We start from the raw sequence: 24,263 nt of genomic DNA on the forward strand, positions 1-24,263 counted from the left end.
CATGTCACGCGGAAGGGCGGCAAGCAAGCGCGGGATGTCCGCCAGGTCCAGCCGCGCCTGCGGCGGATCGCCCGCCCGCCCGTCGCGGATCAGGTCGAAGCGGTCCGTGCCGGCCGCGACCAGGGTGATCGCGGCGGTGCCGGGATGGGCGCAGCCCTTGGCGCAGCCGCTGAGATGCAGGGTCCGGGCGCCGGCCAGCGGCGCCAGCCGGCGGGCCAGGCTGCGGACATCGGCCAGCGCCTGCGGGCAGCCGGGGGCGCCGGTGCAGGCATCGATGCGCAGGAGCGGGTCCTGGGGGTCGAGGATGGCGCCCTCGACCGGCGGGCGGGTCGTCGCGCCCTCGATCAGCAGCGCCCGCCAGGGGGTCAGGCGCAGCGGGCCGAGCGTGGCGGCGGCGGTCAGCTGTTGCGGTGTGATCTGGCCGAAGGCGAAGCCCAGCAGCCAGCCGTTCGGGACAGGTCCGGGGCCGGGCGGCGCGCCGGGTGTCCGGTCGGCGCTGTCGCAGGGGTATTTGGAGAGCAAAGAAGCCGGAAGCGGTTCCGCGCCGGCGGGCGGTGCGGGTCTGCGGCGCAGGTGGTCGCGCATCCGCCCGCGCCCGTCTTGCACGCCGCCATGCAGGAACCAGCGCGCCAGGTCGAGGGCGCGGCTTGCGGCCTGGGTCGCGTCGCCGGCCGGGAGCGCCCAGTCCGCGCCGTCGGGTGCGACCAGCCAGCCGGTGCCTTGCGGGTGCAGGCGGATGTCGGCGGGGGTTGTGGCCAGCACCGGCGGGTCGGTCTCGACGGCGAAGCCGAACTTCCCCGGCACCTGCGGGGCGTCCGGGGCGGTCATTGCGGCGGCGATGGTCTCGGCCAGGTTCCAGGCGGCGCTGCCGGGGGCGGCGAAGGGCGAAAGGATCACGTTGCGCCGCGCCTCGGCCTCGGCGTCGGGGTCGATCAGGCCGATGCCCGCCAGGGCGGCGACGGTGGCGGCATGGCCGGCCGGGTCCAGCCCGCGCAATTGCAGGTTGGCGCGGCCGGTCAGGTCCATCAGCCCGTTGCCGTGCCGCGCCGAAAGCCCGGCGATCAGCCGCGCCTGGTCGGGTTCCAGCCGGCCGTTGCGCGCCCGGATGCGCAGCACCAGCCCGTCGCCCGAGCGCATCGGCCGCAGGGCGCCGGGGCACCAGCCCTTGACGGTGAAGCTCATGGCTTGAGCTCCGCCAGCACCGAGTTGCGGCGGCTGGTCCACAGCCCGGATTCGAGCAGCCGCGCGAACAGGGCGCGCATCGCCGCCAGCGCCTGGGGGTTTTCGCGTTGCATGAAGGCGACCAGTTCGGGCCGGGCCAGCGTGGCCTGGTGATAAAGGTCGAAGAGATGCCCCGGCACCACGCCGGCCAGGTTGGCGAAGGCGGCCATGTGGTCCAGCGTCGCCGCGATCTCGGCCGCGCCGCGGAAGCCGTGGCGCATCATGCCGTCGGCCCAACGCGGGTCGGCGGCGCGGGCGCGGGTGACGCGGGCGATTTCCTCGGTCAGCAGCCGGGCGCGGGGCCGGTCGGGGCGGGTGGCGTCGAGATGGTAGAGCGCGGGGGCAGGGGCGCCGATCCGAACCATGGCGGCGGCGAAGCCGGCCTCATGCGCGGCATAGTCGCCGGCCAGCAGCAGGTCGGATTCCGGCAGGTCCTGGGCATGGACGAAGGCGTCGGCCCCTGCCAGCCGGTCGCGGATCGCCTGCGGCCGATGCGCGATCGTGCCGTCGGCGGCGATGGCATGGGACGAGGCGGCGAGCCAGGCCTCGCCCGCCGCCTGCCGCGCCTCGTCGGTGAAGGTTTCGGCCAGTTCCGCGATGCCGAGCCCGTAGAGTCCGGGCTTGGGGCCGAAGACGCGGGGCGCGCGCGCCAGATAGGGATTGTCCGCCGCATCCTCGTCGCGGGCGGCGAGCGCTTCGGCCCCGGTCTCGAAGAGTTGCGCCAGGCCCGGGAAGATGTCGCGAAACAGGCCCGAGACCCGCAGCGTCACGTCGATGCGCGGCCGGCGGAGTTCGGCCAGCGGCAGGATCTCGATGCCGGCGACGCGGCCCGAGGCGGCATCCCAGCGCGGCGCCATGCCGGCAAGATGCAGCGCCATGGCGAATTCCTCGCCCGCGGTGCGCATGGTGGCGCTGCCCCACAGGTCCACGACCAGCCCCCGGGGCCAGTCGCCGTGATCCTGAAGATGGCGGCGCAGCAGTTCCTCGGCCAGCTTCACGCCCTGGGTATGGGCATTGCGCGAGGGCACGGCGCGCGGGTCCACGGTGAAGAGATTGCGCCCCGTGGGCAGCACGTCCCGACGTCCGCGTGCCGGAGAGCCCGAGGGGCCGGGCGCGACATGGCGCCCCGCCAGGGCGCGGGCCAGGCCCTCGGCCTCGCCGGGGACGGTGCCGTAGACATGCAGCCCGTCGCCGAAGCGGCTGTCCTTGAGATCGCAGAGAAAGCGGTCGATCAGCGGGATCGCCTCGGAGGGCGCGGCGTCGGGGGGCAGGCCGAGGTCGGCCTCGACGCCGGCGGCGCGGGCCTCGTCGCGGATCGCGCCGATCAGGCGGTCGCGGCGGCGCGGGTCCAGCCCGTCGGCGGTGGAATATTCGTCCAGCAGCCGTTCCAGATGCGCCAGGTTTTCGGGAACGGCGGCATCGACCAGCGGCGGCGGCAGGTGGCCCAGCGTCACCGCCGACAGCCGGCGCTTGGCCTGCGCGGCCTCGCCAGGGTCGTTGACGATGAAGGGATAGATCACCGGCAGATCGCCCAGCAGCGCCTGCGGCCAGCATTCCCCAGAAAGCGCCACCGACTTGCCGGGCAGCCATTCCAGCGTGCCATGCGCGCCCATGTGGACCAGCGCCTGGGCCTGGGTCCGAAGCCACAGGTAGAAGGCGACATAGTCGTGGCATGGGGTGCGGGAGAGGTCATGGTAGTCGTCGCTGCGGGTCGCGACCGCGCCGCGCTCGGGCTGCAGGGCGATGAGGTCGGGGCCCTGGCGGATGGCGGCGAAGCGGAAGCCCTGGGCCGGCGGCTCGCCCCAGGCGGCGTGCAGGTCGTCGCGCAGGGGGGCCGGCAGCGCGGCCAGCGCGCGCAGGTAGTCGGCCAGTGGCCAGTGCAGCCGCTCGGCCAGCAGGCGGCGGCCCAGGTCGGCGTGGCCGATCCCCAGCATCGCGCCCGCCGAGGCCAGCGCGTCCAGTCCCACCGCATGGGCCAGCTGATGCGCCTTGCCGGGATAGGTGGACAGCACCACCGCCCGCCGCGCCGCCGGCAGCGCCAGCCGCGCCTTGATCCGCGCCACCGCCGCCGCGATCAGCGCCGCGTCGGGGGCATGGACCAGGCGCGCGCATTGCAGGTCGGGGTCGCGGGGCTGCGGCTCCTTGAAGCTGACGGCGCCCAGGAAGATGCGGCCGTCGACCTCGGGCAGCACCACATGCATGGCGAGGTCGGCGGCCGAAAGGCCGCGGTCCTCGGCGGCCCAAAGCGCGCGGGGCGCGGTGGACAGCGCCGCCTGGAACACCGGGCAATCGGCGCCGTCGAAGGGGGTGGCCCCGGCATCGTCCCGGGCGGAAAAGGCGGTCAGGTTCACGACCGCCGCCACGCCCGGCAGGTGCGGGGCGAGGAAATCCGCGACACCGGCGGCCTTCAGCGAGGGCGCGAACACGCCGGTCGCGGGCAGGCCGGCGTCGCGCAGCGCCCGGATCAGCGCATCGACCGGGCCGAGGTCGGCCGCGGTCAGATAGCTGCGATAGAAGCTGACCAGCAGCCCGGGGATGGGGCGGTCGATCACGCCGCGGTCGGGGTCGTAGAAGCCGAAGGCGGGGATGGCGGCCTGGCCCTCGACCGCGGCGGCGGGCAGGCCGGCGGCGCGGGCCAGCTCGGCCAGCGCCATCTGCGCGGCCACCGCCCCGCCTTCGTCGCAGAGCGCCGTGAGCCGGTGCAGCATGGGCGGCGGCAGCGTGGACAGCCGCTCCAGGGCCGGGTCGGGGCGGCCGTCGGCGGGCAGGAAGGCCAGCGCGATGCCGCGCCGCCGGGCCAGGTCCTGAAGACTGGCGGCGCCATAGGGCCAATAGGCCTCGCCGCCGATCAGCCGGACCAGCACGGCACGGGCGCCGGACAGCGTCGTCTCGCAATACTGGTCGACCGAGACCGGGTGGCGCAGCGCCGACAGGTTGCACAGCCGCAGCGACGGCAGGCCGCCGGCGGCGCGGTGCCAGCCCGCCGCGAAGGCGCCGAGGTCGCTGTCGCTATAGGACAGCACCACCAGATCGGCGGGGCTCTGGCCGGGGTCGGTCGGAACCTCGGCATCCTCGAGCCCGCGGCTTTCGCGGAAGACGACGTGCAAACCGGACCCCTTTTAGCCGTGCAGAACCTCGCGGATGGCGGCTTCGTCAATATCGTCGTGCTCGGCGATCACCACAAGCCGCGACAGCCGCGGCTGATCGCCCCACGGCCGGTCGAACTGATGCCGCACCCGTTCGCCCACCGCCTGCACCAGCAGGCGCATCGGCTTGCCGGCGACGGCGACATGGCCCTTGACGCGCAGGACGTTCCGTTCGCGCGCCAGCCGCTCGATCCGCGCCACCAGATCGGCGGGATCGGCGATCTCGGGCAGCTCGATCACCACCGAATCGAAATCGTCGTGTTCGTGGTCGTCGGCGCCGTCGTGGTGGCTGGGGCGGGCGTCGAGGTCGTCCTCGGCCGCGGCGCCCAGGCCCAGGATCACGCGCGGGTCGATCACGCCGTCGGTCAGGGGCAGAATCGGCAGCTTGCGCGGCGCCTCGGCCTCGATCGCGGCGCGGGCAGCGGCAAGGCCCGCCTCGCCGGCCAGGTCGGCCTTGGACAGCAGCACGATGTCGGCGCAGGCGATCTGGTCCTCGAACACCTCGGACAGGGGCGTTTCATGGTCCAGGCTGTCGTCCGCGGCGCGCTGGGCCTCGACGGCGGCTTCGTCGGGGGCGAAGCGGCCGGCGGCCACCGCTTCGGCATCGGCCAGGGCGATCACCCCGTCCACGGTGATGCGCGAGCGGATCGCCGGCCAGTCGAAGGCCTTCAGCAGCGGCTTGGGCAGGGCCAGGCCCGAGGTCTCGATCAGGATGTGATCGGGCCGCGCCGGCATCGCCATCAGCTTTTCCAGCGTCGGGATGAAGTCGTCGGCGACGGTGCAGCAGATGCAGCCGTTCGACAGTTCCAGGATGTTCTCGGCCGGGCAATTCTCGTCGGCGCAGGATTTCAGGATGTCGCCGTCGACGCCCATGGTGCCGAATTCATTGACCAGCACCGCCAGCCGCTTGCCCTGCGGGTTCTGCATCAGGTGGCGGATCAGCGTGGTCTTGCCGGCACCCAGGAAGCCGGTGATGACGGTGACGGGGGTCTTGGTCAGGTCGGTCATGATTCATCCAGTCGGGGGGCCAAGGGGGGAGGAATGCGCGCGATGCTGCGCTTGCGGAAAATCGGGCTGCGCTCGCGCCAGGGCACGATGCCGTCGGGCGTGGCGGCATAGGCGCTGGCGCCTTGCAGGATCTCGGCGGCGTCCGCGGGTTCCATGCGGCCATAGACATAGGTCCAGCGGTCGGGGCCGCTCAGCGCGATGGCGGCGCCATTGGAACAGGCCGAGAGGCATTCGACCGGACGGATGGTCACGCCCGCCGGATCGGGGTGGCGCAGCAGCGCCGCCATCAGCCGCTGTCCCGGCACGGGCTGGCCGTCGACGACGGGCTCGCCGGCACGGCAGGTGATGCAGACATGCAGCGTCACGGTCATGCCTCAGCTCCCCTGGTCATGGCGGCATGAGGCAGGGCGGTCGCCCGAACCCCAGCAGGAACACCCCGTCCGCCGGTCAATCCTTCTGCGCGGCAGGTCTCCCGGCTTGCGGATTCGGGCCAGGCCCACGGGCGTCCCACCTTCCCGGCATGTGCCAGTGGCTTTGGACGACCTTTCCGGTCACGGTCGCGGGGGCGGCTGCTTTCGGGTATAACCCGTCGCATTCCCTTTTCACCTGTCATGGGACAGGAACCGGCGCAGCCGAAGCTGTGCCCCCCACGCCCCCGCTTGTCAAGCAAAGGAGTCCCCGATGTCCGCCGATCCCCCCGAAGACGAGAACGCCCGCCACGCCCAGAAGATGGCCAAGGTCAAGGCCGCTCGCGACCGCATGATGGCCGGCAAGCAGGGCGAAAAGGGCCTGATCATCGTCCATACCGGCAAGGGCAAGGGGAAATCTTCTTCCGGCTTCGGCATGATCCTGCGCTGCATCGCCCACGGCATGCCCTGCGCGGTGGTGCAGTTCATCAAGGGCGCCTGGGACACCGGCGAGCGGCGGCTGCTGACAACGCATTTCGCCAATCTCTGCCAGTTCCACGCCATGGGCGAGGGCTTCACCTGGGAAACCCAGGACAAGGCCCGCGACGTCGCCGCCGCCCGCGCCGGCTGGGAAAAGGCCAAGGCGCTGATCCGCGACCCCGAGATCCGCATGGTGCTGCTCGACGAGATCAACATCGCGCTGCGCTACGACTATCTGGACGTGGCCGAGGTCGTGGCTTTCCTGCGCGACGAAAAGCCGCCTATGACCCATGTCGTGCTGACCGGCCGCAACGCCAAGCCGGAACTGATCGAGGCCGCCGATCTGGTCACCGAGATGGAGGTGGTCAAGCATCCGTTCCGCGACGGCATCAAGGCGCAGCCGGGGGTGGAATTCTGACGCGGCATGGTGTCATCTGCCCCGGCCGATACACGAGCGATTTCGAAAGGGATGTTGCAGGATGATTTTCAGACAAGGACTTGTTGCGCTGCTGGCCTTCTGCCCGTTTTCGGCAGCCTGGGCGGTGCCGGCCAGCGACGAGGGCGCCGCCAGGCTGAAGGGCGTCTTCCAGACCTATTTCGGCGCGGTCGAGGGCGTGGTCAGCGTCACGCCCCAGGGCGACAGCTACGAATTGCGGATCGACCCGGCGCCGCTGCTGGCGCAGGTTCCCGACGATCAGGCGCAGATCACCGTCTCGCCCCTGACCTATGAGCTGACCGACAATGGCGACGGCAGCTGGGGCGTCAGCGAGGACCAGGTGCTCAGCTGGTCGGTGGCGGTGCCGAAGATGTTCGAGCAGAAGGGCTCGACCCGGATCGAATCGACCGGCACCTGGGACGAGGCGCTGATGAGCTTTCGCGACCAGAAGGCGGTGATGACGGATTACGTCATCGATTCGGTGCAATATGGTCCGCCGATGGCGGCCGACGGCGCCCCGGCCGATCCCTCGGCCGAGCCGCAGGTCATATCGCGCGACCACCAGTCCACCGCGCGGATGGAGACGGCCCTGACCGGCACCGCCGGCAAAGCGGGCGGCGTCGATCAGGCGATGAGCTTCACCGCCACCGACCTTGCCCAGCGACAGGAGGTCGCGATGGGCCCCGGCGGCGCGCCGATGCTGATCGAGGTCTCGGCCCCCGGCTACGGCGGCCAGGCGCAGATCGCGGGCGCGCGCACGGACGGCATCCTGTCGATGCTGGCATGGTTCGTCGCCCATCCCTCGCAGGAGCTGATCAAGGGTTCGCAAGAGGGCCTGCGCGACAAGCTCGCCGCTGCCATGCCGCTTTGGGACGACCTGTCGATGGACATGGACATGCGCGACCTGAAGGTCGTTTCGCCGGTCGGCACATTCGGGCTGGCTTCGGCCAAGATCGGCATCGGCATGTCCGGCGCCACGCCCGACGGTCGGTTCCAAGAGCGTTTCACCCTGTCCGGCCTGACCGTGCCGGAAGGCGTGCTGCCGCCCTGGGCGGCGCCGATCCTGCCGCAAGAGGTGACGCTGGACTTCGCCGCCTCGCATTTCGACCTGGCGGCGCCGGCGAAGCTGCTGATCGAGACCTTCGACCTGAATGCCGACGATCCGCTGGCGAAGCTGTCGCCCGAGCAGGTTCAGCAGGCGCTGCTGCCCGATGGCAAGGCGGCACTGAAGCTGGCGCCGTCGCAGATCAAGGGCGACGGCTATCAGATCGACTATCGCGGCGACATGGCCGTGGGGCCGGGGGCCGCACCGGTGGGCTCGGCGCTGATCGAGGCGACGGGGCTCGACAAGGTCGAGGCCGCGCTGGCCGCCGCCCCGCAAGAGCAGGCCGCGCAGCCGCTGATGATGCTGCGCATGGCCCGCGCCATGTCGAAACCCGACGGCAGCGGCGGCAACAGCTGGGACATCCAGATGGCCGAAACCGGCGTGGTCACCGTCAACGGCCAGCCGATGGGGCCCGCCACCCCGCAGTAACCGCCGCAGGCCCGCGCCGGATCGCCTCTGTCCGAATTGCCGGACAGCGGTATTCCGGCCGGGTCTCGGGAAAGCCGCAGGGCGCCCCGCCCCGCCGGGATCCGGCGGGGCTATCTTTTTTCCCAGCCGGGCGCGGTATTCGCCTGCCAGCCCGCGCGGTGCAGCAGCGGCGTGTCGTCGGTGAACTCGGGCCAGCCGAGGCACAGGAGCGCGGTGAATTCCCAGCTTTCCGGCACCCGCAGCAGTGGCCCGATATGTGCCGGGTCCAGGATCGAGACCATGCCCAGCCCCAGCCCGCGCACCCGCGCCGCCAGCCACAGCGTATGGATCGCCATGGCGGTGGACTGGTGCAGTGTCGCCGGCATGGTGGCGCGGCCAAGGCCGTGGCCCTCGGCCGGGTCGGTCTTGGTGAAGACCGCCAGCCAGACCGGCGCGCGGTCGAGCCCGGCCAGCTTCAAGGCGTCATAGGCCTGGCGCTGCGCGCCCTGGTAGCCGGCGGCGGCTTCGGCATTGCAACGGATGAAATCGGCGCGGATCTCGGCCCGCAGGTCCGGGCTTTCGACGCGGATCACCCGCCAGGGCCGGGAGTTGCCGACCGAGGGCGAAAGCTCCATCGCCTCGTGCAATTCCTCCAGCAGGGGCTCGGGCACCGGGTCGGTGCGGAAATGCCGCATGTCGCGGCGCCAGCGCAGGATGCGGTCGAGCGTATCGCGGTCGGCATCATTGAATTGGGTCATGGCCAGTCCAGCTCCACCCAGACCAGACGATGCGCGGAAGCGGTCAGCGCCGCCTTGGCGAGCGGCCCCTCGGCCGGCCAGAACACGCCCGAATCGATCACTTTCAACCCTTTCGCGGGCAGGACGTAATCCACGCGCAGGTTGCCCGGCGGCTTGTCGTCGGGCCAGTCGCCGGTGTCCAGCGCCGGATCGCCCTTGTGGCCGGCGTTGACGCCGCCCGTCGCCGCCGCGCCGCCGGCGCTGCGGGGCAGGGGGTCGGTGACATGCGCCATGATCGCCGCCAGCGCCTGCGGCCGGCCCTCGCTGTCCAGCGGATCGAGGTTCAGGTTGCCGGCCAGCACGAAGGGCGCATCGGGCAGGTGCCGCAACCAGAAGGCCAGTTCGTCGTGGTTGCGGCGGCCGTTCAGGTCCTCGGGCCCGTCGAAGACCGGCGGCGTGGCCGACATTGCCAAGAGGTGCAGCGGCTTGTCTGCCACCGTGATCACCGCGTCCCAATGCGCGGTCGAGGGCAGGCGGCGCACCGCCACCACCTTCTCGGGCAGCGGCGGCATCAGGTTGCCGGGCAGGTCGCGCCACAGGAAATCCGTGTAATCCGTCACCGGCCCGATGGGATGACGCGACAGGATCGCCATGCCGCCCTGCCCGGTGAAGCGGCCGAAGCCCTGCGCGTCGTCGGCGCTGCCGAAGCGGCCGTCCGCGTTCAGGTCCAGCCCGGTCGCCATGCCGCTGTTGGGCCGCGCGGCGAAGCGGTGCGGATAGTCCAGCCCCGCCTGCGCCAGCAGGGCGGCGAAGGCGTCCAGCGCCTTGCCCTCGAAATCCCAGTCGAAATGGGTCAGCAGCAGGATGTCGGGCCGGGTCTCGGCGATGACCTGGACCACGGCGGTGACCTGCGCATCCTTGCGGCCAAGGTCGCGCAACAAAAGCCCCGGCCCGTCGCGCGACAGGTCGGGGCTGTAGGTCGCGATCCGCAAGGGGTCAGCGTCTGCGGCAAGGCCCAGGGCGGCCAGCAGCGCCGCCCCGGCAAGAGCCCTTAGACCCAAGGCCGGCTCTGGGCCATCTGCGCCTCGAACGTGTCGATGGCCGGCGCCTTTTCCATGGTCAGGCCGATGTCGTCCAGCCCGTTCAGCAGGCAGTGGCGGCGGAAGGGGTCCAGCTCGAAGGGGAAGCTCTGTCCGTCCGAGGTGGTCACGGTCAGGTTCTCCAGGTCCACGGTCATGCGGGCGTTGGCGCCCTTTTTGGCATCCTCCATCAGCACGTCCACCACCTCTTGCGGCATGACGATGGGCAGGATGCCGTTCTTGAAGCAGTTGTTGTAGAAAATGTCGGCGAAGCTGGTGGAGATCACGCAGCGGATGCCGAAATCCAGCAGCGCCCAGGGCGCGTGTTCGCGCGACGAGCCGCAGCCGAAGTTGTCGCCGGCGACGATGATCTGGCTGTCGCGATAGGCCGGCTGGTTCAGCACGAAATCCGGCACCTCGGACCCGTCGGGATTGAAGCGCATTTCATCGAACAGGTTCTTGCCCAGACCCGAGCGATGGATCGTCTTCAGGAACTGTTTCGGGATGATCATGTCGGTGTCGATATTGACCAGCGGCATGGGGGCCGCGATGCCGGTCAGGGTGGTGAACTTGTCCATATGGTGATCCTCGCAGAATTGACTTGGGGCGCGTGCCCCCGTTAACCGAGACCCGAGCGGCGCCTGGCGCCATGGCTATACGGGTCTTGCTGATGTTTTTCGGGTTTTCGAGCCTCTCCGCCCTGCGCGCCTGCATCGCGCGCGACTGGACGCCGCAGATCGGGGACCCCGAGATCACCGGCTGGCTGACGGTGATCTCGTATCTCATATGCTTTGTGCTGGCGGTGATGGTGCTGCGCCGCCGGCCGGCGGGCGCGGCGCGCGGGCTGTGGCTGGCGATCGCCGGGCTGATGGCCTTCCTTGGGCTGAACAAGCAACTCGACCTGCAAACCGCCCTGACGGCGACCGGCCGCTGCATGGCCCATGCCCAGGGCTGGTACGACAACCGCTACCTGGTGCAGATCGCCTTCATCGCCGGGCTGGTGCTGGGCGTGCTGATCGCGCTGGTCTGGGCAAGCCGGGCCTTGCGCGGGCACATGCGCAGGAACGGCCTTGCCCTGCTGGGGCTGGCCGTGCTCTGCGGCTTCGTGCTGGTGCGCGCGGTGGGTTTCCATCATGTCGACATGCTCCTCAGCCTGGATGTCGCGAACCTCAAGTTCAACTTCTGGTTCGAGAACGCCGGGCTGGTGCTGATCGCGATCAACGCCCTGATGCTGCTGAGGCGGGGCCGCTAAGACCCCGCCCGCAGGCATCAGACGGTTTCCGCCAGCAGTTCGCGCACGTCGGTCAGGTGGCCGGCGATCCCCGCCGCCGCCGCCATGACCGGCGACATCAGGTGGGTGCGGCCGCCGCGGCCCATGCGGCCCTCGAAATTGCGGTTCGAGGTCGCGGCGCAGCGCTCGCCCGGCGCCAGCTGGTCGGGGTTCATGCCCAGGCACATCGAGCAGCCCGCCAGCCGCCATTCGAAGCCGGCGTCGGTAAAGATCTTGTCCAGACCCTCTTCCTCGGCCTGCAGGCGCACCAGGCCCGAGCCGGGCACGACCATGCCGCGCACGCCCGCCGCCAGGTGCTTGCCTTTCAGGATGCCGGCGGCGGCGCGCAGATCCTCGATCCGGCCGTTGGTGCAGGAGCCGATGAAGACCGCATCGATCCTGACCTCGTTCAGCGGCGTGCCGGGCTTCAGGCCCATGTAGTCCAGGCTGCGGCGCGCGGCCTCGACCTTGCCGCCCTCGAAATCCTCGGGTGCGGGCACGCGGTCGGTGATTGCCACCACGTCCTCGGGCGAGGTGCCCCAGGTCACCACCGGGGCGATGTCCTCGCCGCGGATGGTGATGACCTTGTCCCAATGCGCGCCCTCGTCGGTGAAGAGCGTCTTCCACCAGTTGACGGCGGCCTCCCAGGCGGCGCCTTTCGGGGCGTGCGGGCGGCCCTGGCAATAGGCGAAGGTCTTTTCGTCCGGCGCGATCAGGCCGGCGCGGGCGCCGCCCTCGATCGCCATGTTGCAGACGGTCATGCGGCCTTCCATCGACAGGTCGCGGATCGCCTCGCCGCAATATTCGATGACATAGCCGGTGCCGCCGGCGGTGCCGGTCTTGCCGATCACCGCCAGCGTGATGTCCTTGGCGGTGACGCCGGGACGCAGCTTGCCGGTGATCTCCACCTTCATGTTCTTGGATTTCTTCTGGATCAGCGTTTGCGTCGCCAGGACGTGCTCGACTTCCGAGGTGCCGATGCCATGCGCCAGCGCGCCGAAGGCGCCATGCGTCGCGGTGTGGCTGTCGCCGCAGACCACGGTCATGCCGGGCAGGGTCCAGCCCTGTTCGGGGCCGACGATATGGACGATGCCCTGGCGGACGTCGCTCATCGGGTAATAGTTCAGCCCGAATTCGCGGGCGTTCTTGTCCAGTTCGGCGACCTGGATGCGACCCTCGGGGTTCTCGATGCCGTTCACGCGGTCAGGCGTCGTCGGCACGTTGTGGTCCGGCACGGCGATGGTACGTTCGGGCGAATGGACCTTGCGGCCGGCCATGCGCAGCCCCTCGAAGGCCTGGGGCGAGGTCACCTCATGCACCAGGTGACGGTCGATATAGAGGATGCAGGTGCCGTCCTCTTGCCGATCCACCACATGGGCGTCGAAGATCTTGTCATACAGGGTGCGGGGGGCGCCCGCATTGGTATTGCCAGTCATGGCTGTCTCTTTCCGAAAGAGTAGCTAGGGAAAATCGCTGGTGGTCCGCTGGACCAGAGGCGCGCGCAGGCGCCGCCACCCGTCAAAGTCGCGCGGTGACGGACAGGCTTTCGCCGTAGAACCGGCCGGGCAGGCGGGCGCGGTCATGGATATCGAAATAGACGAATCCTTGCATGCCGGCAGTATTACGCCGATTTCGCCCGGCGTTCAACATCGTCACACGCGGCTGTTAATTCCATGTTGAGGATTGGTCCCTATTCTGCCCGCGACAATGACGGAAAGGATCAGGCATGCTGATTCGCATCATCCTGCGGACGATTCCGCTGGCCTGCGTGACGCTCTTCACCCTGGCGGTCTATCTGACCGACACGCCGCTGGATCGGGCGCGGGCGCTGTCGCGGCTTGACCATGGCCGGCTGGCCTGGGCCGAGGGCCTGGTCAAATGTCCCGCGCCCTGGGCCAACCTGCCGGTTTCCGCCTGTCCGGGGGCGGACCACGCCAGAATTCCGCCGCCCCCGCATTGAGCGGGCGCGATTCCGTGCTACATTGGAAAGACCCGGCGCCGGGGGTGAACGGCGCGTTGACCGGAGGATGGACCCCTGTCCAATACCGCCCCGTCGGCCTCTGTGCCGGCAGCGACAACCGCGGAGCCCGGGCTGACCAGCGATCAGCTGCTGGACCGCATTCTTGCCTCTCTCGACGACGACAAGGCCGAGGATGTCGTGACCATCGACCTGCGCGGTCGCTCGGCCATGGCCGATCACATGGTAATCGCCTCGGGGCGCAACGCCCGCCAGGTGGCATCGATCGCGGAAAAGCTGGTCGAGCGCCTGAAGGAACAGACCGGCCGCACCGCCCGGGTCGAAGGCAAGGAAACCGGCGACTGGGTGCTGATCGACACCGACGACGTGATCGTCCATGTCTTCCGCCCCGAGGTCCGCGAATTCTACCAGCTGGAAAAGATGTGGATGCCCACCGACGCGCTGCGCTCGGCCACGCTGGATCGCATGCGCGCCGATCACGCAGCGGACGAAGCGGCTCGCAAGACCCAGAACTGATCCATGCGCATGGTCATTGCCGCGGTCGGGCGGCTGCGGCAGGGACCCGAGGCGAAACTGATCGCCGATTATCTGGACCGCCACGCCAAGGCGGGCCGCCCCTTGGGCCTGCCGCCGGTGACCCTGGCCGAGGTCGAGGACAAGCGCGGCGGCGGCATGGCGGCCGAGGCCCCGCTTCTCGCGAAAGCCATCCCCGAAGGTGCCGCGGTGGTCGTGCTGGACGAACGCGGCCAGATGCTGAGCTCGCCCGAATTCGCCGCGCGCATCGCCGGCTGGCGCGACCAGGCGCGGGACGTTGCCTTCGTCATCGGTGGCGCGGACGGGATCGACCCGGCGCTGCGCGACCGCGCCGACCTGGCCATCAGCTTCGGCCGCATGGTCTGGCCGCATATGCTGGCACGCGTCATGCTGGCCGAACAGATCTATCGCGCCACCACCATCCTGGCCGGCAGCCCCTATCATCGCGAGTGAACGGGGCCTGCGGGCAGGTCTCCGGCGCCAACGCGGACAGCGACCGCACATTCACCGTTTTTCAAATGCCCTCCGCCCCGGAGCCTTTGGCGCGCTCGGTCAGGGTAGGATAAGTCATTAAAACAGTTAAGTTCTTATTTATTAAACTGGCGGTGGAAAGGTCCGGTTCAGGATTCTTCGGTTATGATGGATCCATTCCATTACTGAGTCGTCAGGTGCAACATGATTCCTCTCGCCAACCAAATTCACAGCCGGGCCGGACCGGCGACGACCGCCGCGACCCACCTGGGCGACCCGGTGGGGACGACTGTCGCGCAAGGCCGCACCGATATTCCGCCGGTCGAGGAAGCCTCCTCGGTCAGCGAGGACGTGCAGCTGGGCCGCGACGGCATCGGCCACGCCGCAAAGGCCGCGGCCGAGCCGGGCGAACCGCGTCGCGCGCGCCCGGCCAAGCCGGCCGCCGACGATACCGACGGGCCCCAGGACCGGGCGGTGTTCCGCGCCAAGGTCATCAAGTTTCTCAATGCCATGTATCGCGACGACGAGGCCTTTCAGCGCGCGCTGAAGCTGGGCACCATCGTCGTGCGCGCGGTCGAGGATCAGCCCGAGCCCGAGATGCGGCCGGAACTGACCTATGCGATCTATCGCGAAGGCGCCATCCAGGCCGCGGCCGAACTGGCCCTGCGGCGCGGTGCCGATGGCCTGCCGGCCAGCGTCGGACCCAACGACTTCATCGCCTGGTGGCCGAAATAATCCCGGTTGCGGTCAGGGACAGGGCAGCACCCAGCTGTCGATGATGTCGACCGCCTCGTCGGCGCTTTCGACGAAGCGGACCAGCTCCAGATCCTCGGGGCTGATGGTGCCGGCATCGGCCAGCGCCTGCCAGTTGATGATCTGGTTCCAGAAGTCGCGTCCGAACAGGATGAAGGGGATGCGCTGCATCCGGCCGGTCTGGATCAGGGTCAGCGCCTCGAACATCTCGTCCATGGTGCCGAAGCCGCCCGGAAACACCGTCACCGCCTTGGCCCGCATCAGGAAATGCATCTTCCTGATGGCGAAATAGTGGAAATTGAAGCACAGGTCGGGCGTGACATACTGGTTCGGCGCCTGCTCGTGCGGCAGCACGATGGACAGGCCGATCGAAATGCCGCCCGCCTCGGAGGCGCCCATGTTGCCGGCCTCCATCACGCCCGGGCCGCCGCCGGTGCAGATGACGTTCTCGGCGCCATAGCTTTCCAGGCTGCGCTCGGTCATCGCCCGCGCGAATTTTCGGGCCTCTTCGTAATAGCGCGACAGGGCGGCCAGGGCCGGGGTGCGGGCACTGTCGCTTTCCGCCGGCGCCGGAATCCGCGCGCCCCCGAACATCACCACGGTCGAGCGGATGCCGCGCGCGTCCATGATCATTTGCGGTTTCAGCAGTTCCAGCTGCAGCCGCACCGGACGCAGTTCCTCGCGCAGCAGGAATTCGGCATCGGTGAAGGCCAGACGATAGGCGGGCGCGCGGGTCTGGGCGGTGTTCGGCAAGGTGCGCGTCGCGGCCGCGTCCTGCTGGCTGTCGCGGAACGGGTGGCTGCGCTCGTCTTCTTCTATCATCCAAACCTCTGGCACGGGACGCCGCGCATTGCGCGGCCGCAGCCTCCGGCTTATAGCCCTTGCACGACAGTTTCCACCCGAGAGAGGCCTGCACATGTCGAATGACGCCCTTGAAGCCGCCATCGAATCCGCCTGGGAAAGCCGGGACCAGATCACTCCCGCCACCAAGGGCGAGGCCCGCGACGCTATCGAGGCGACGCTCGAGGCGCTGGACAAGGGCGCGCTGCGCGTCGCCGAAAAACGCGGCGCCGACTGGCATGTGAACCAATGGGCGAAAAAGGCGGTGCTGCTGGGCTTTCGCCTGAAGGACATGGAGATGCAACCGGGCGGCCCGCAGAACGGCACCTGGTGGGACAAGGTGGACAGCAAGTTCGCCGGCTGGGGCGAGAACCGCTGGCGCGAGGCCGGCTTCCGCGCCGTGCCGAACTGCATCGTGCGCAAATCGGCCTATATCGCCAAGGGCGTGGTGCTGATGCCCAGCTTCGTGAACCTGGGCGCCTATGTCGACGAGGGCACCATGGTCGACACCTGGGCCACCGTCGGCAGCTGCGCGCAGATCGGCAAGAACGTCCACCTGTCGGGCGGCGTCGGCATCGGCGGCGTGCTGGAGCCGATGCAGGCCGGCCCGACCATCATCGAGGACAACTGCTTCATCGGCGCCCGGTCCGAGGTGGTCGAGGGCTGCATCGTGCGCGAGGGCTCGGTCCTGGGCATGGGCGTCTTCATCGGCAAATCGACCAAGATCGTCGACCGCGAAACCGGCGAGGTCATGTATGGCGAGGTTCCGTCGGGCTCGGTCGTGGTCGCGGGCTCGCTGCCGTCGAAGAACGGCGTGAACCTTTATTGCGCGGTGATCGTGAAGCGCGTCGATGCGCAGACCCGTTCCAAGACCTCGATCAACGAGCTGCTGCGCGACTGAGCTGTTGCGCGCCTGCATCGGATTCACCCCGGCGTGAATCCGATGTGAAACCGATCCGCCCCGGCCGCGTTCAATTCCGCAGCCTTAGCAGCAAGCGGAGTTTCACATGCAGGGTTTGGGTTGGATTGCCGCGATTATCGTCGGCGGTCTCGCGGGCTGGATCGCCAGCAATATCATGAAGGCCGACACCGGGGTTTTTCTCAACATCATCCTGGGCATCGTCGGGGCCGTGGTCGGCAACGCGCTCCTGGGCCTGGTGGGCCTGAACGCCCAGGCCGGCAGTTGGCTGGCGCAGGGCGTGGCCGGGCTGATCGGCGCGGTGGTGCTGATCTGGCTCTATCGAGCGGTGGCCGGATAGCGAAAACGGGGCGGGTCGATCCCGCCCCTTTTCATCTCAAGCGATGAAATCGGCCGTCGTGGCCCCGGTCAGCCGCAGCAGGTCCGCGGGGGCGATGGCGAAGACATGGCGCGGCGTGCCCGCCGCCGCCCAGACCTGCTCGAAATCCAGCAGGCGCGGGTCCAGCCAGGCCTCGATCCAGTTCAGGTGGCCGACCGGCGCGACGCCGCCGATGGCAAAGCCGGTCTCGGCGCGGACCAGTTCGGCATCGGCCTTGCCCAGGCTTTGCCCGGCCAGCGCCGTGGCCTTGGCCGGATCGACGCGATTGCCGCCGGCGGTCAGGAACAGGACGACATGGCCCGAGTCCTCACCGCGAAAGATGATCGACTTGGCGATCTGGTCGACCGTGCAGCCGACCGCGGCCGCCGCACCCTCGGCGGTGCGGGCGCTGTCGTCGGTCTCGCGGATCTCGACCGCGAGACCCGCTGCCTCCAGGGCAGATTGCACGCGGCGCAGGCTCTTGCTCATTGTCCCCTCCTTGGTTTCGGGCGATATGACGGGAAAACCGCAGGAAGGGAAAGCCATGGCCCAGCAGGTCTATACGCTTCTAGTCGAGGTCGGCCGCGCCAGGGACGACGGCCTGCCCGATGGTGCGACGGGCGCCGCGCTGGTCTGCTACGCCTCGGGCAAGGACGAGGACGAGGCGGTGCGCGAAACCGTCGCCATCCTGAAGCAGGCGGGCCTAGCCCCGATCGAGGTCACCGGCCACGGCAGCATCAACGAGCGCCTGGCCGAGAGCCATGAGATCCCCGAGGAAGAGCGCGCCCTGATGGACCGCGCCCTGGCCGAGAACGCGGTGATCGTGGCGCAGATGGAGCCGCTTTACGGCGAGGATTGACTATCCATCGCCCACCGCCGCCGCTAGACTGGCCCGCAACCAGAACAAGACAGAGCGGACAGGCAGAATGACCAGACGGATTTCCCGCATCGTCCTCGGCGCGATCCTGATTGCCAGCTTGGCCGGCTGCGGGGTGTCGATGAACCGCACGCCCGGCGCACCCGGCGGCAATTTCGGCGGCCTGCCCACGGCGAACGGCCAAGGCAGCGAGGCGGGCTTTCAGAGCTGGGTGGCCAGCTTCCGGCCCCGGGCGCTGGCGGCGGGGATCTCGGGCGCGACCTTCGACAGCGCCATGGCGGACGCGCATTTCATGCCCAGCCTGATCGCGCTCGACCGCAAGCAGAGCGAATTCGCCAAACCGGTCTGGGACTATCTCGACGGCGCCATCGGCACGCGCGGCGCCACCGGCCGCAGCAAGGCGGCGCAATATTCCTCGACGCTCGCTGCCATCGAATCGCGCTACGGCGTCCCGCGCGAGGTGGTGCTGGCGGTCTGGGGCATGGAATCGAACTTCGGCGCCAATCGCGGCAATACCCGCATCGTGCCGGCGCTGGCGACGCTGGCCTATGACGGCCGGCGCGGCGAATTCTTCGCCGGCGAGCTGGTCTCGGCGCTGCGCATCATCCAGTCGGGCGACGTCGACAGCGCCCATATGGTCGGCAGCTGGGCCGGCGCCATGGGGCATACGCAGTTCATGCCCTCGTCCTTCCTGGCCCATGCGGTGGATTTCAACGGCGACGGCCGCCGCGACATCTGGTCGGACGACCCGACCGACGCGCTGGCCTCGACCGCGCATTACCTGCGCCAGAACGGCTGGCGCCCCGGCCAGCCCTGGGGAACCGAGGTCATCCTGCCGCCCGGCTTCGACTTCAACAACGCCGGCAAGGCGGTGCAGCGCTCGGGCAGCCAATGGGCGGCGATGGGCGTGCGCACCCGCAACGGCAGCGCGGTGCCCTCGGGCTCGATCCTGGTCCCGGCCGGATCGCGCGGCCCGGCCTTCCTGATCACGGAAAACTTCCGCGCCATCCTGAAATACAACGCCTCGGACAGCTACGCCCTTGCCGTCAGCTACCTGGGCGAAGCCATCGCCGGCCGCCCGGGCATCCAAGGGTCATGGCCGCGCGGCGACCGCACGCTCTCGACCAGCGAAAAGGCCGAGATCCAGCGCCTGCTGATGGCCAAGGGTTTCGACACCGGCGGGGTGGACGGCAAGCTCGGCAGCCAGTCGACCGAGGCGATCAAGGCCTTCCAGCGCGCGCGCGGCGTCACGCCCGACGGCTATGCCGACACAAGCCTGCTGGCCTTGCTGCGCAGCTGAACGACAAAGGGCGGCACCGGGCCGCCCTTCCTGCCTTCACTGTTTCACAAATACCCGAAACCGGCCGCGCCACCGGCGCGATCAGGCCAGGATATCGCGGAATTCGCCCAGCACCCGGGCGTAGACATCGCGCTTGAAAGGCACGATCGACTCGAGCACATCGGCCGCGCGCATCCACTGCCAGCGGTCGAATTCGGGATGTTCGGTGGCGATCCGCACCGCCTCGTCCGGGCCAAGAAAGCGCATGGCGAACCATTTCTGCTTCTGGCCGCCGTATTTGCCCTTCCAGACCTTGCCCAGCAGCTCGGGCGGCAGGTCGTAGGTCACCCAGTCGGCGGTCTCGGCCAGCACGTCCACCAAGTCGGTGGTGACGCCGGTCTCCTCGACCAATTCGCGCAGGGCGGCGGCGCGCGGCGTCTCGCCCGCGTCGATCCCGCCTTGCGGCATCTGCCAGGCCGGGGTCGGGTTGTCGATGCGCTGCCCGGCAAAGACCAGGCCAGCCGGGTTGATCAGCACCACCCCGGCGCAGGGCCGATAGGGCAGGCCCGACGGGCCCAGCAATTCGCTCATTCCGACTGCGCCCCCTGGCCCGAGGCCTCGCCGGTATTGGCGGGCTTGGCCTCTTCAGGCACGGCCTTGGCGCTGTAGTCCATCGCCGCCAGCCCCTTCAGGATGTCCACGGCATAGGCCAGCTGGTAATCCTCCTCGCGCAGCTTGGCGGTGGCCTCGACTTCCTTGGCCTCCTGCTCGATCTGCTTCTTCTCCTCGTCCGACACGGCGTCGTTGTTCAGCGCGCCGCGCAGGTCGGCCTCGGAGCTGAGGAATTTCGAGTCGGTCTTGGGCTTGTTCTCGTCCGCGCCTTCCTCGTCCTTGGGCGGGGTCGGCTGCTGCACGATGATGTCGGGCTGGATCCCCAGCGCCTGGATCGACCGGCCCGAGGGCGTGTAATAGCGCGCCGTGGTCAGGCGGATGGCGCTGTCGGCGGTCACCGGCATGACGGTCTGGACCGAGCCCTTGCCGAAGGATTTCGTCCCCACGACGATGGCGCGGCGGTGGTCCTGCAGCGCGCCGGTGACGATCTCGGAGGCCGAGGCCGAGCCGCCGTTGATCAGCGCCACCATCGGCTTGCCCTCGGCCAGGTCGCCCGGCTTGGCGTTCCAGCGCTCGGATTCCTCGGGCTTGCGGCCGCGGGTCGAGACGATCTCGCCCTTGTCGAGGAAGGCGTCCGAGACCTCGATGGCCTGGTTCAGCAGCCCGCCCGGGTTGTTGCGCAGGTCCAGCACGAAGCCCGTGACCTTGTCGATGCCGCCGGCCTCCTTGATCGCCTTGGCCATCTCGGTCTTCAGCGTATCCATGGTCTCGTCGTTGAAGGTGGTGACGCGCAGAACGACGGCATGGCCCTCGATCCGGGTCTTGACCACGGTCAGCTTGATCGTGTCCCGCGTCATGGTCAGGTCGAAGGGCTCCTTCTCGCCCTCGCGCAGGATGGTGATCTTGATCTCGGAGCCGATGGGCCCGCGCATCTTCTCGACCGCCTCGTCGAGGCTCAGCCCCATCAGCGATTCGCCGTTCACATGGGTGATGAAATCGCCGGCCTTGACGCCCGCCTCGGCGGCAGGCGTGTCGTCGATGGGCGAGATCACCTTGACCAGCCCGTCCTCCTGCCCGACCTCGATGCCGAGGCCGCCGAAGCTGCCGCGGGTCTGGGTCTGCATGTCCTCGTAATCCTTGGCCGACAGGAAGGACGAATGCGGATCCAGCGAGGTCAGCATGCCGTTGATCGCCGCCTCGATCAGCTTCTTGTCGTCCACCTGCTCGACGTAGTCCGAGCGCACCCGCTCGAACACATTGCCGAACAGGTCCAGCTGCTCATAGACCGAGGCGTTCTTGCCCGTTTCCTGCGCGACCAGCGGGCCGGCGAATTGCGTGGCGACCACCGCACCCGCAAGCGTGCCGATCGCCCCTGCCAGAAGATAGTGTTTCATTCCGTCTCGTCCTGCCCGGTTGCGTTTCGGCCGGTTCCACCCTGCGTGGTATCGCCGACAATGGGATTCATCACGAACCACTCGGCCGGGTCCAGCGTTTCCTTGCCCCGGCGCAGTTCAACATACAGTGTCTCGTTCTGTCCAGCGCCGCCGCCGGCGGCGGCATCGGCGACGAACTCGGCCCCGAATTCCTGCGCCGGGGGCTCTTGCCCGCCCATCAGCCCGACCGGCTCGCCCGCGGCCAGCACGTCGCCGGTCTCGCCAAAGACTTGCGCCAGCCCGGCGAAGATCAGCAGATAGCCGCGCGCCGGCTCGACGATCATCACATTGCCATAGTCCAGCAGCGGGCCGCGATAGCGGATCGTCGCCGGCCAGGGCGTGGTGACCAGCGCCGCCGGCGCGGTGGCGATCACCAGGCCGGGGCGGCGCACGCCGGCCGCATCCGGCTCGTCGTAGCGGCGGATCACCTGGCCCAGGGCGGGCAGGGGCAGGCTGCCCTGCGCGCCCTCGAAATCGGCCATCGGCGCGCCCACGTCCTGCTCCATGCCGGTGATGCCCGAGGCGAAGGCTTCCAGCGTGTCGGCCGATTGCACCAGCGCCGTCAGCTCCTTGGGGTCCTTGCCGAAGCGCACCGGCAGGCTGGAACGGTCGGTCACGGCCGAGGCCAGCAGCCGCCGCGCCTCCTGCACCTGACCCAGGCCCTGAGCCAGCGTGTTGGCGGCATTCAGCTGGATGGCGCGGACGGCGCGGATCTCTTCCAGCTTCTGCTGCATCTCCCTGGCCTCGGCTTCCAGCCCGGGGGCCACGGCATCCAGGATCATGCCGGCCCGGGCCGAGGCTTCGGGTCCGGCGGGATGCAGCAGCAGCATGGTCTCGGGCGATTTCTGCATCGAGGTCATCACCCCCAGCACCCGGCCCAGCCGGTCGCGCCGGGCGTCGAATTCGGTGCGGATCTCCTGCTCGCGCACGCCGGCGCGGCGCAGCCCGCTGCGCAGGGCCGACAGGCCCTGTTCATAGGCGCGGATCATCCGGGTCAGCGAAGCGACCTGGTCGTCCTCGGTCAGCGCCTCGTCCAGCTGATCCACGGCGGCGCGCAGCATCTCGGCCGCCTGCGCCGCCTCCTGCGCGGCCTGGCCCAATGGCGAATCGGTCTGGGCCGGGGTCGCCGGCTGCGCCGGGGCCATCGAGCCGAGGCCGAGCGCGGCGACGACCGGCAGGAGCAGCTTCAGCCTCATGCGCGGGCGATCAGCGAGCGGCCCGTCATCTCGGGCGGCAGTTCCAGGCCCATCAGGTCCAGGACCGTGGGTGCCACGTCGGCCAGCCGGCCGTCGCGGACCGTGGCGCCGGCCGGGCCGCCGAAGACGATCACCGGCACCGGGTTCACGGTATGGGCGGTATGCGGGCCGCCGGTCTCGGGGTCGATCATGGTCTCACAATTGCCGTGGTCGGCGATCACCACCGCCGCGCCGCCGGCCTGTTCCAGCGCCGCCAGCATCAGGCCCAGGCCCTGGTCCACCGCCTCGCAGGCGCGGATCGCGGCGGGCAGGCTGCCGGTATGGCCGACCATGTCGGGATTGGCGAAATTGACCACGATCAGGTCGTAGCCGGCTTCGATCGCCTCGACCAGTTTCGCGCTGACCTCGGGCGCGGCCATTTCCGGCGCCAGGTCATAGGTCGCGACCTTGGGGCTTTGCGGCATGAAGCGGTCCTCGCCCGGCTCGGGTGCCTCTTGGCCGCCGTTCAGGAAGAAGGTGACATGCGGATATTTCTCGGTCTCGGCCAGGCGGAACTGGCGCAGGCCCTTCTGCGCGACCCAGGCGCCCAGGGTGTTCGCCACCTGCCGCTTGGGATAGGCCGCGTCCATGAATTCGACATGCCGGGCCGAGTAGTCGACCATGCCCAGCAGCACCGCCCATTCCGGGCGCCGGCCGGTGTCGAAAGAGTCGAAGCCCGGGTCGCCGACGGCGGCCATGATCTCGCGCGCGCGGTCGGCGCGGAAGTTCAGGCAGAAGAACCCGTCGCCGTCCCGGGCGCCGGCATAATCGCCGATGACCCGCGGCTGGATGAATTCGTCGGTCTCGTCATGGCGATAGGCCTCGGCCACGGCGCGGGCGGCATCCGTCGCCGGCATGCCCTTGCCGTGGACCATCATCGCATAGGCGCGCGAGACCCGTTCCCAGCGGTTGTCGCGGTCCATGGCATAGTAGCGGCCGATGACCGTGCCGATGCGCGCGCCCTCGGGCAGGCTGCCTTCGAGCTCGGTGATGAAGCCCAGGGCCGATTTGGGCGGCACGTCGCGGCCGTCGGTGACGGCATGGACCACCACCGGCACGCCCTTGTCGGTCACGGCGCGGGCGGCGGCGACGACATGGTGGATATGGCCGTGCACGCCGCCGTCCGAGATGATGCCCATCAGATGCGCGGTTCCGCCGCTGGCCTGCAGCTTGCGCACGAATTCGTCCAGGCCGGTGTTGCGGTAGAAGCTGCCGTCCTCGATGGCGAGGTCGATCTGGCCCAGGTCCATGGCGACGACCCGGCCGGCGCCGATATTGGTGTGGCCGACCTCGGAATTGCCCATCTGGCCGCGGGGCAGGCCCACGTCCGGGCCGAAGGTGATCAGGGTGCCGTGCGGGTATTCGCGCATCAGCCGGTCGAAGTTCGGCACCTGCGCCTGTGCCGGGGCGCTTTGTTCGGGGCGGTCGGAGATGCCCCAGCCATCGAGGATGCAGAGGACGACGGGTTTCGGACGGGTCATGGGCGGCCTTCTTCGCGGATCGGGATGCTTCTAAAGCCGCAAGGGCCGGGGGGCAAGTTCGCGCTGGGAATTGCCGCCCGGCGCCGCCGATCGTGAACGGGCGATCTTGAACGGGCGGTGCCGGCGGCGCGGGGCCGCCCGGGCATTCGGGAAACGGTGCAGAGGCGGCGCGCCGCGCGGGCGGGGCGCGCCGGTC

At 69.5% G+C, this 24,263-nt stretch carries 24 protein-coding genes, 1 pseudogene and 1 riboswitch; of the genes and pseudogenes, 11 read left to right on the top strand and 14 right to left on the bottom strand.

Translation table 11 applies throughout. From position 1 onward, the window contains the following. Positions 1 to 1,005 precede the first annotated feature (1,005 nt). The 4 genes and pseudogenes from JCM7685_RS20170 to JCM7685_RS02215 form a co-directional block, all read right to left on the bottom strand. Positions 1,006 to 1,182, bottom strand: a pseudogene (locus tag JCM7685_RS20170) (precorrin-3B synthase); the annotation flags it as partial. Further along, a complete protein-coding gene (gene cobN, locus JCM7685_RS02205; RefSeq protein WP_074967310.1) occupies positions 1,179 to 4,328 on the bottom strand; it encodes a cobaltochelatase subunit CobN in 3,150 nt (1,049 codons plus the stop codon). The gene cobN and the pseudogene JCM7685_RS20170, both read right to left, overlap by 4 nt. A 12-nt stretch (positions 4,329 to 4,340) precedes the next feature. After that, on the bottom strand, positions 4,341 to 5,375 hold the full coding sequence (gene cobW / locus JCM7685_RS02210; protein ID WP_074967308.1) for a cobalamin biosynthesis protein CobW: 1,035 nt from the start codon (positions 5,373 to 5,375) through the stop codon (positions 4,341 to 4,343). Then, a complete protein-coding gene (locus JCM7685_RS02215) occupies positions 5,372 to 5,746 on the bottom strand; it encodes a DUF1636 family protein (protein ID WP_074967306.1) in 375 nt (124 codons plus the stop codon). The genes cobW and JCM7685_RS02215 overlap by 4 nt, the downstream gene beginning before the upstream one ends. Positions 5,747 to 5,821: 75 nt before the next feature. Then, a riboswitch (cobalamin riboswitch) is annotated at positions 5,822 to 6,018 on the bottom strand. Between the two features lie 38 nt (positions 6,019 to 6,056). Between JCM7685_RS02215 and cobO the strand changes: the two genes are divergently transcribed. Both cobO and JCM7685_RS02225 read left to right on the top strand, forming a co-directional pair. Further along, positions 6,057 to 6,680: a cob(I)yrinic acid a,c-diamide adenosyltransferase gene (gene cobO, locus JCM7685_RS02220; RefSeq protein ID WP_074967304.1), complete on the top strand. Its 624-nt coding sequence runs from the start codon at positions 6,057 to 6,059 to the stop codon at positions 6,678 to 6,680. Between the two features lie 61 nt (positions 6,681 to 6,741). Continuing rightward, positions 6,742 to 8,232: a hypothetical protein gene (locus JCM7685_RS02225; protein WP_074967302.1), complete on the top strand. Its 1,491-nt coding sequence runs from the start codon at positions 6,742 to 6,744 to the stop codon at positions 8,230 to 8,232. 110 nt (positions 8,233 to 8,342) lie between these two features. Here JCM7685_RS02225 and bluB read toward each other — a convergent pair whose 3' ends face one another. Genes bluB through leuD form a run of 3 tightly spaced genes read right to left on the bottom strand, consistent with a single transcriptional unit; the run spans position 8,343 to position 10,605 of the window. Beyond that, entirely contained in the window at positions 8,343 to 8,969 is a 627-nt protein-coding gene (bluB, locus tag JCM7685_RS02230; RefSeq protein ID WP_074967300.1) for a 5,6-dimethylbenzimidazole synthase, read from the bottom strand. Then, positions 8,966 to 10,009 carry an endonuclease/exonuclease/phosphatase family protein gene (locus JCM7685_RS02235; protein ID WP_074967298.1) on the bottom strand — a complete coding sequence of 348 codons (1,044 nt, stop codon included), beginning with the start codon at positions 10,007 to 10,009 and terminating at the stop codon, positions 8,966 to 8,968. The genes bluB and JCM7685_RS02235 overlap by 4 nt, the downstream gene beginning before the upstream one ends. Further along, a complete protein-coding gene (gene leuD, locus JCM7685_RS02240; RefSeq protein ID WP_074967297.1) occupies positions 10,000 to 10,605 on the bottom strand; it encodes a 3-isopropylmalate dehydratase small subunit in 606 nt (201 codons plus the stop codon). The genes JCM7685_RS02235 and leuD overlap by 10 nt, the downstream gene beginning before the upstream one ends. A 92-nt stretch (positions 10,606 to 10,697) precedes the next feature. Here leuD and JCM7685_RS02245 point away from each other — a divergent pair, with 92 nt between their 5' ends. Next, positions 10,698 to 11,279 (top strand): hypothetical protein, encoded by a 582-nt coding sequence (locus JCM7685_RS02245; RefSeq protein WP_074967408.1) that lies wholly within the window; start codon positions 10,698 to 10,700, stop codon positions 11,277 to 11,279. A gap of 17 nt (positions 11,280 to 11,296) precedes the next feature. Here the strand turns inward: JCM7685_RS02245 and leuC are convergent, their stop codons facing one another. Next, positions 11,297 to 12,733 carry a 3-isopropylmalate dehydratase large subunit gene (leuC, locus tag JCM7685_RS02250; RefSeq protein WP_074967295.1) on the bottom strand — a complete coding sequence of 479 codons (1,437 nt, stop codon included), beginning with the start codon at positions 12,731 to 12,733 and terminating at the stop codon, positions 11,297 to 11,299. 290 nt (positions 12,734 to 13,023) lie between these two features. Here leuC and JCM7685_RS02255 point away from each other — a divergent pair, with 290 nt between their 5' ends. The 4 genes from JCM7685_RS02255 to JCM7685_RS02270 all read left to right on the top strand — a co-directional run bounded on the left by JCM7685_RS02255 (position 13,024) and on the right by JCM7685_RS02270 (position 15,015). Then, complete coding sequence (locus tag JCM7685_RS02255; protein WP_074967293.1) at positions 13,024 to 13,257, top strand: hypothetical protein; 234 nt, start codon at positions 13,024 to 13,026, stop codon at positions 13,255 to 13,257. Positions 13,258 to 13,359: 102 nt separating this feature from the next. Continuing rightward, on the top strand, positions 13,360 to 13,791 hold the full coding sequence (rsfS, locus tag JCM7685_RS02260) for a ribosome silencing factor (protein WP_074967292.1): 432 nt from the start codon (positions 13,360 to 13,362) through the stop codon (positions 13,789 to 13,791). 3 nt (positions 13,792 to 13,794) lie between these two features. Continuing rightward, positions 13,795 to 14,262, top strand: coding sequence for a 23S rRNA (pseudouridine(1915)-N(3))-methyltransferase RlmH (rlmH, locus tag JCM7685_RS02265; RefSeq protein WP_074967290.1), 468 nt, complete (start codon positions 13,795 to 13,797; stop codon positions 14,260 to 14,262). A gap of 222 nt (positions 14,263 to 14,484) precedes the next feature. Then, entirely contained in the window at positions 14,485 to 15,015 is a 531-nt protein-coding gene (locus JCM7685_RS02270; RefSeq protein ID WP_074967288.1) for a hypothetical protein, read from the top strand. A 12-nt stretch (positions 15,016 to 15,027) separates the two neighbouring features. Here JCM7685_RS02270 and JCM7685_RS02275 read toward each other — a convergent pair whose 3' ends face one another. Next, the gene (locus tag JCM7685_RS02275; protein WP_083412680.1) at positions 15,028 to 15,855 is read right to left on the bottom strand and encodes an LOG family protein; all 828 of its coding nucleotides are present in this window, start codon (positions 15,853 to 15,855) and stop codon (positions 15,028 to 15,030) included. Between the two features lie 94 nt (positions 15,856 to 15,949). On the opposite strand from JCM7685_RS02275, the gene dapD reads away from it, so the two are divergent. Together dapD and JCM7685_RS02285 are read left to right on the top strand one after the other, a co-directional pair. Next, complete coding sequence (dapD, locus tag JCM7685_RS02280) at positions 15,950 to 16,774, top strand: 2,3,4,5-tetrahydropyridine-2,6-dicarboxylate N-succinyltransferase (RefSeq protein WP_074967286.1); 825 nt, start codon at positions 15,950 to 15,952, stop codon at positions 16,772 to 16,774. Between the two features lie 106 nt (positions 16,775 to 16,880). Continuing rightward, the gene (locus JCM7685_RS02285) at positions 16,881 to 17,132 is read left to right on the top strand and encodes a GlsB/YeaQ/YmgE family stress response membrane protein (RefSeq protein ID WP_017998739.1); all 252 of its coding nucleotides are present in this window, start codon (positions 16,881 to 16,883) and stop codon (positions 17,130 to 17,132) included. Between the two features lie 36 nt (positions 17,133 to 17,168). On the opposite strand, the gene JCM7685_RS02290 is transcribed toward JCM7685_RS02285, so the two are convergent. Further along, a complete protein-coding gene (locus JCM7685_RS02290) occupies positions 17,169 to 17,639 on the bottom strand; it encodes a YbaK/EbsC family protein (protein ID WP_074967284.1) in 471 nt (156 codons plus the stop codon). Between the two features lie 55 nt (positions 17,640 to 17,694). Between JCM7685_RS02290 and JCM7685_RS02295 the strand changes: the two genes are divergently transcribed. Both JCM7685_RS02295 and JCM7685_RS02300 read left to right on the top strand, forming a co-directional pair. Further along, positions 17,695 to 18,009: a hypothetical protein gene (locus tag JCM7685_RS02295; RefSeq protein WP_074967282.1), complete on the top strand. Its 315-nt coding sequence runs from the start codon at positions 17,695 to 17,697 to the stop codon at positions 18,007 to 18,009. Positions 18,010 to 18,076: 67 nt separating this feature from the next. Then, complete coding sequence (locus JCM7685_RS02300; protein WP_083412679.1) at positions 18,077 to 19,327, top strand: lytic murein transglycosylase; 1,251 nt, start codon at positions 18,077 to 18,079, stop codon at positions 19,325 to 19,327. 81 nt (positions 19,328 to 19,408) lie between these two features. Here the strand turns inward: JCM7685_RS02300 and JCM7685_RS02305 are convergent, their stop codons facing one another. The 4 genes from JCM7685_RS02305 to gpmI are packed head-to-tail and all read right to left on the bottom strand — an operon-like array spanning position 19,409 to position 24,067. Then, complete coding sequence (locus tag JCM7685_RS02305) at positions 19,409 to 19,897, bottom strand: RNA pyrophosphohydrolase (protein WP_074967280.1); 489 nt, start codon at positions 19,895 to 19,897, stop codon at positions 19,409 to 19,411. Then, complete coding sequence (locus JCM7685_RS02310) at positions 19,894 to 21,312, bottom strand: S41 family peptidase (RefSeq protein ID WP_074967278.1); 1,419 nt, start codon at positions 21,310 to 21,312, stop codon at positions 19,894 to 19,896. The genes JCM7685_RS02305 and JCM7685_RS02310 overlap by 4 nt, the downstream gene beginning before the upstream one ends. Then, a complete protein-coding gene (locus tag JCM7685_RS02315; protein ID WP_074967276.1) occupies positions 21,309 to 22,547 on the bottom strand; it encodes a murein hydrolase activator EnvC family protein in 1,239 nt (412 codons plus the stop codon). Before JCM7685_RS02315 ends, JCM7685_RS02310 begins: the two co-directional genes overlap by 4 nt. Then, on the bottom strand, positions 22,544 to 24,067 hold the full coding sequence (gene gpmI / locus JCM7685_RS02320; RefSeq protein WP_074967274.1) for a 2,3-bisphosphoglycerate-independent phosphoglycerate mutase: 1,524 nt from the start codon (positions 24,065 to 24,067) through the stop codon (positions 22,544 to 22,546). Before gpmI ends, JCM7685_RS02315 begins: the two co-directional genes overlap by 4 nt. Positions 24,068 to 24,263: the final 196 nt, after the last annotated feature.

Source organism: Paracoccus aminovorans (genome assembly GCF_900005615.1).
GTDB lineage: Bacteria > Pseudomonadota > Alphaproteobacteria > Rhodobacterales > Rhodobacteraceae > Paracoccus > Paracoccus aminovorans.

What these genes read in the sequence shown, in the direction of transcription:
- cobW (WP_074967308.1), bottom strand. Translation starts at nt 5,375, where the DNA reads ATGACCGACCTGACCAAGACCCCCGTCACCGTCATCACCGGCTTCCTG.
- JCM7685_RS02215 (WP_074967306.1), bottom strand. Translation starts at nt 5,746, where the DNA reads ATGACCGTGACGCTGCATGTCTGCATCACCTGCCGTGCCGGCGAGCCC.
- cobO (WP_074967304.1), top strand. Translation starts at nt 6,057, where the DNA reads ATGTCCGCCGATCCCCCCGAAGACGAGAACGCCCGCCACGCCCAGAAG.
- JCM7685_RS02225 (WP_074967302.1), top strand. Translation starts at nt 6,742, where the DNA reads ATGATTTTCAGACAAGGACTTGTTGCGCTGCTGGCCTTCTGCCCGTTT.
- bluB (WP_074967300.1), bottom strand. Translation starts at nt 8,969, where the DNA reads ATGACCCAATTCAATGATGCCGACCGCGATACGCTCGACCGCATCCTG.
- leuD (WP_074967297.1), bottom strand. Translation starts at nt 10,605, where the DNA reads ATGGACAAGTTCACCACCCTGACCGGCATCGCGGCCCCCATGCCGCTG.
- JCM7685_RS02245 (WP_074967408.1), top strand. Translation starts at nt 10,698, where the DNA reads ATGTTTTTCGGGTTTTCGAGCCTCTCCGCCCTGCGCGCCTGCATCGCG.
- leuC (WP_074967295.1), bottom strand. Translation starts at nt 12,733, where the DNA reads ATGACTGGCAATACCAATGCGGGCGCCCCCCGCACCCTGTATGACAAG.
- JCM7685_RS02255 (WP_074967293.1), top strand. Translation starts at nt 13,024, where the DNA reads ATGCTGATTCGCATCATCCTGCGGACGATTCCGCTGGCCTGCGTGACG.
- rlmH (WP_074967290.1), top strand. Translation starts at nt 13,795, where the DNA reads ATGCGCATGGTCATTGCCGCGGTCGGGCGGCTGCGGCAGGGACCCGAG.
- JCM7685_RS02270 (WP_074967288.1), top strand. Translation starts at nt 14,485, where the DNA reads ATGATTCCTCTCGCCAACCAAATTCACAGCCGGGCCGGACCGGCGACG.
- JCM7685_RS02275 (WP_083412680.1), bottom strand. Translation starts at nt 15,855, where the DNA reads ATGATAGAAGAAGACGAGCGCAGCCACCCGTTCCGCGACAGCCAGCAG.
- dapD (WP_074967286.1), top strand. Translation starts at nt 15,950, where the DNA reads ATGTCGAATGACGCCCTTGAAGCCGCCATCGAATCCGCCTGGGAAAGC.
- JCM7685_RS02285 (WP_017998739.1), top strand. Translation starts at nt 16,881, where the DNA reads ATGCAGGGTTTGGGTTGGATTGCCGCGATTATCGTCGGCGGTCTCGCG.
- JCM7685_RS02290 (WP_074967284.1), bottom strand. Translation starts at nt 17,639, where the DNA reads ATGAGCAAGAGCCTGCGCCGCGTGCAATCTGCCCTGGAGGCAGCGGGT.
- JCM7685_RS02295 (WP_074967282.1), top strand. Translation starts at nt 17,695, where the DNA reads ATGGCCCAGCAGGTCTATACGCTTCTAGTCGAGGTCGGCCGCGCCAGG.
- JCM7685_RS02300 (WP_083412679.1), top strand. Translation starts at nt 18,077, where the DNA reads ATGACCAGACGGATTTCCCGCATCGTCCTCGGCGCGATCCTGATTGCC.
- JCM7685_RS02305 (WP_074967280.1), bottom strand. Translation starts at nt 19,897, where the DNA reads ATGAGCGAATTGCTGGGCCCGTCGGGCCTGCCCTATCGGCCCTGCGCC.
- JCM7685_RS02310 (WP_074967278.1), bottom strand. Translation starts at nt 21,312, where the DNA reads ATGAAACACTATCTTCTGGCAGGGGCGATCGGCACGCTTGCGGGTGCG.
- JCM7685_RS02315 (WP_074967276.1), bottom strand. Translation starts at nt 22,547, where the DNA reads ATGAGGCTGAAGCTGCTCCTGCCGGTCGTCGCCGCGCTCGGCCTCGGC.
- gpmI (WP_074967274.1), bottom strand. Translation starts at nt 24,067, where the DNA reads ATGACCCGTCCGAAACCCGTCGTCCTCTGCATCCTCGATGGCTGGGGC.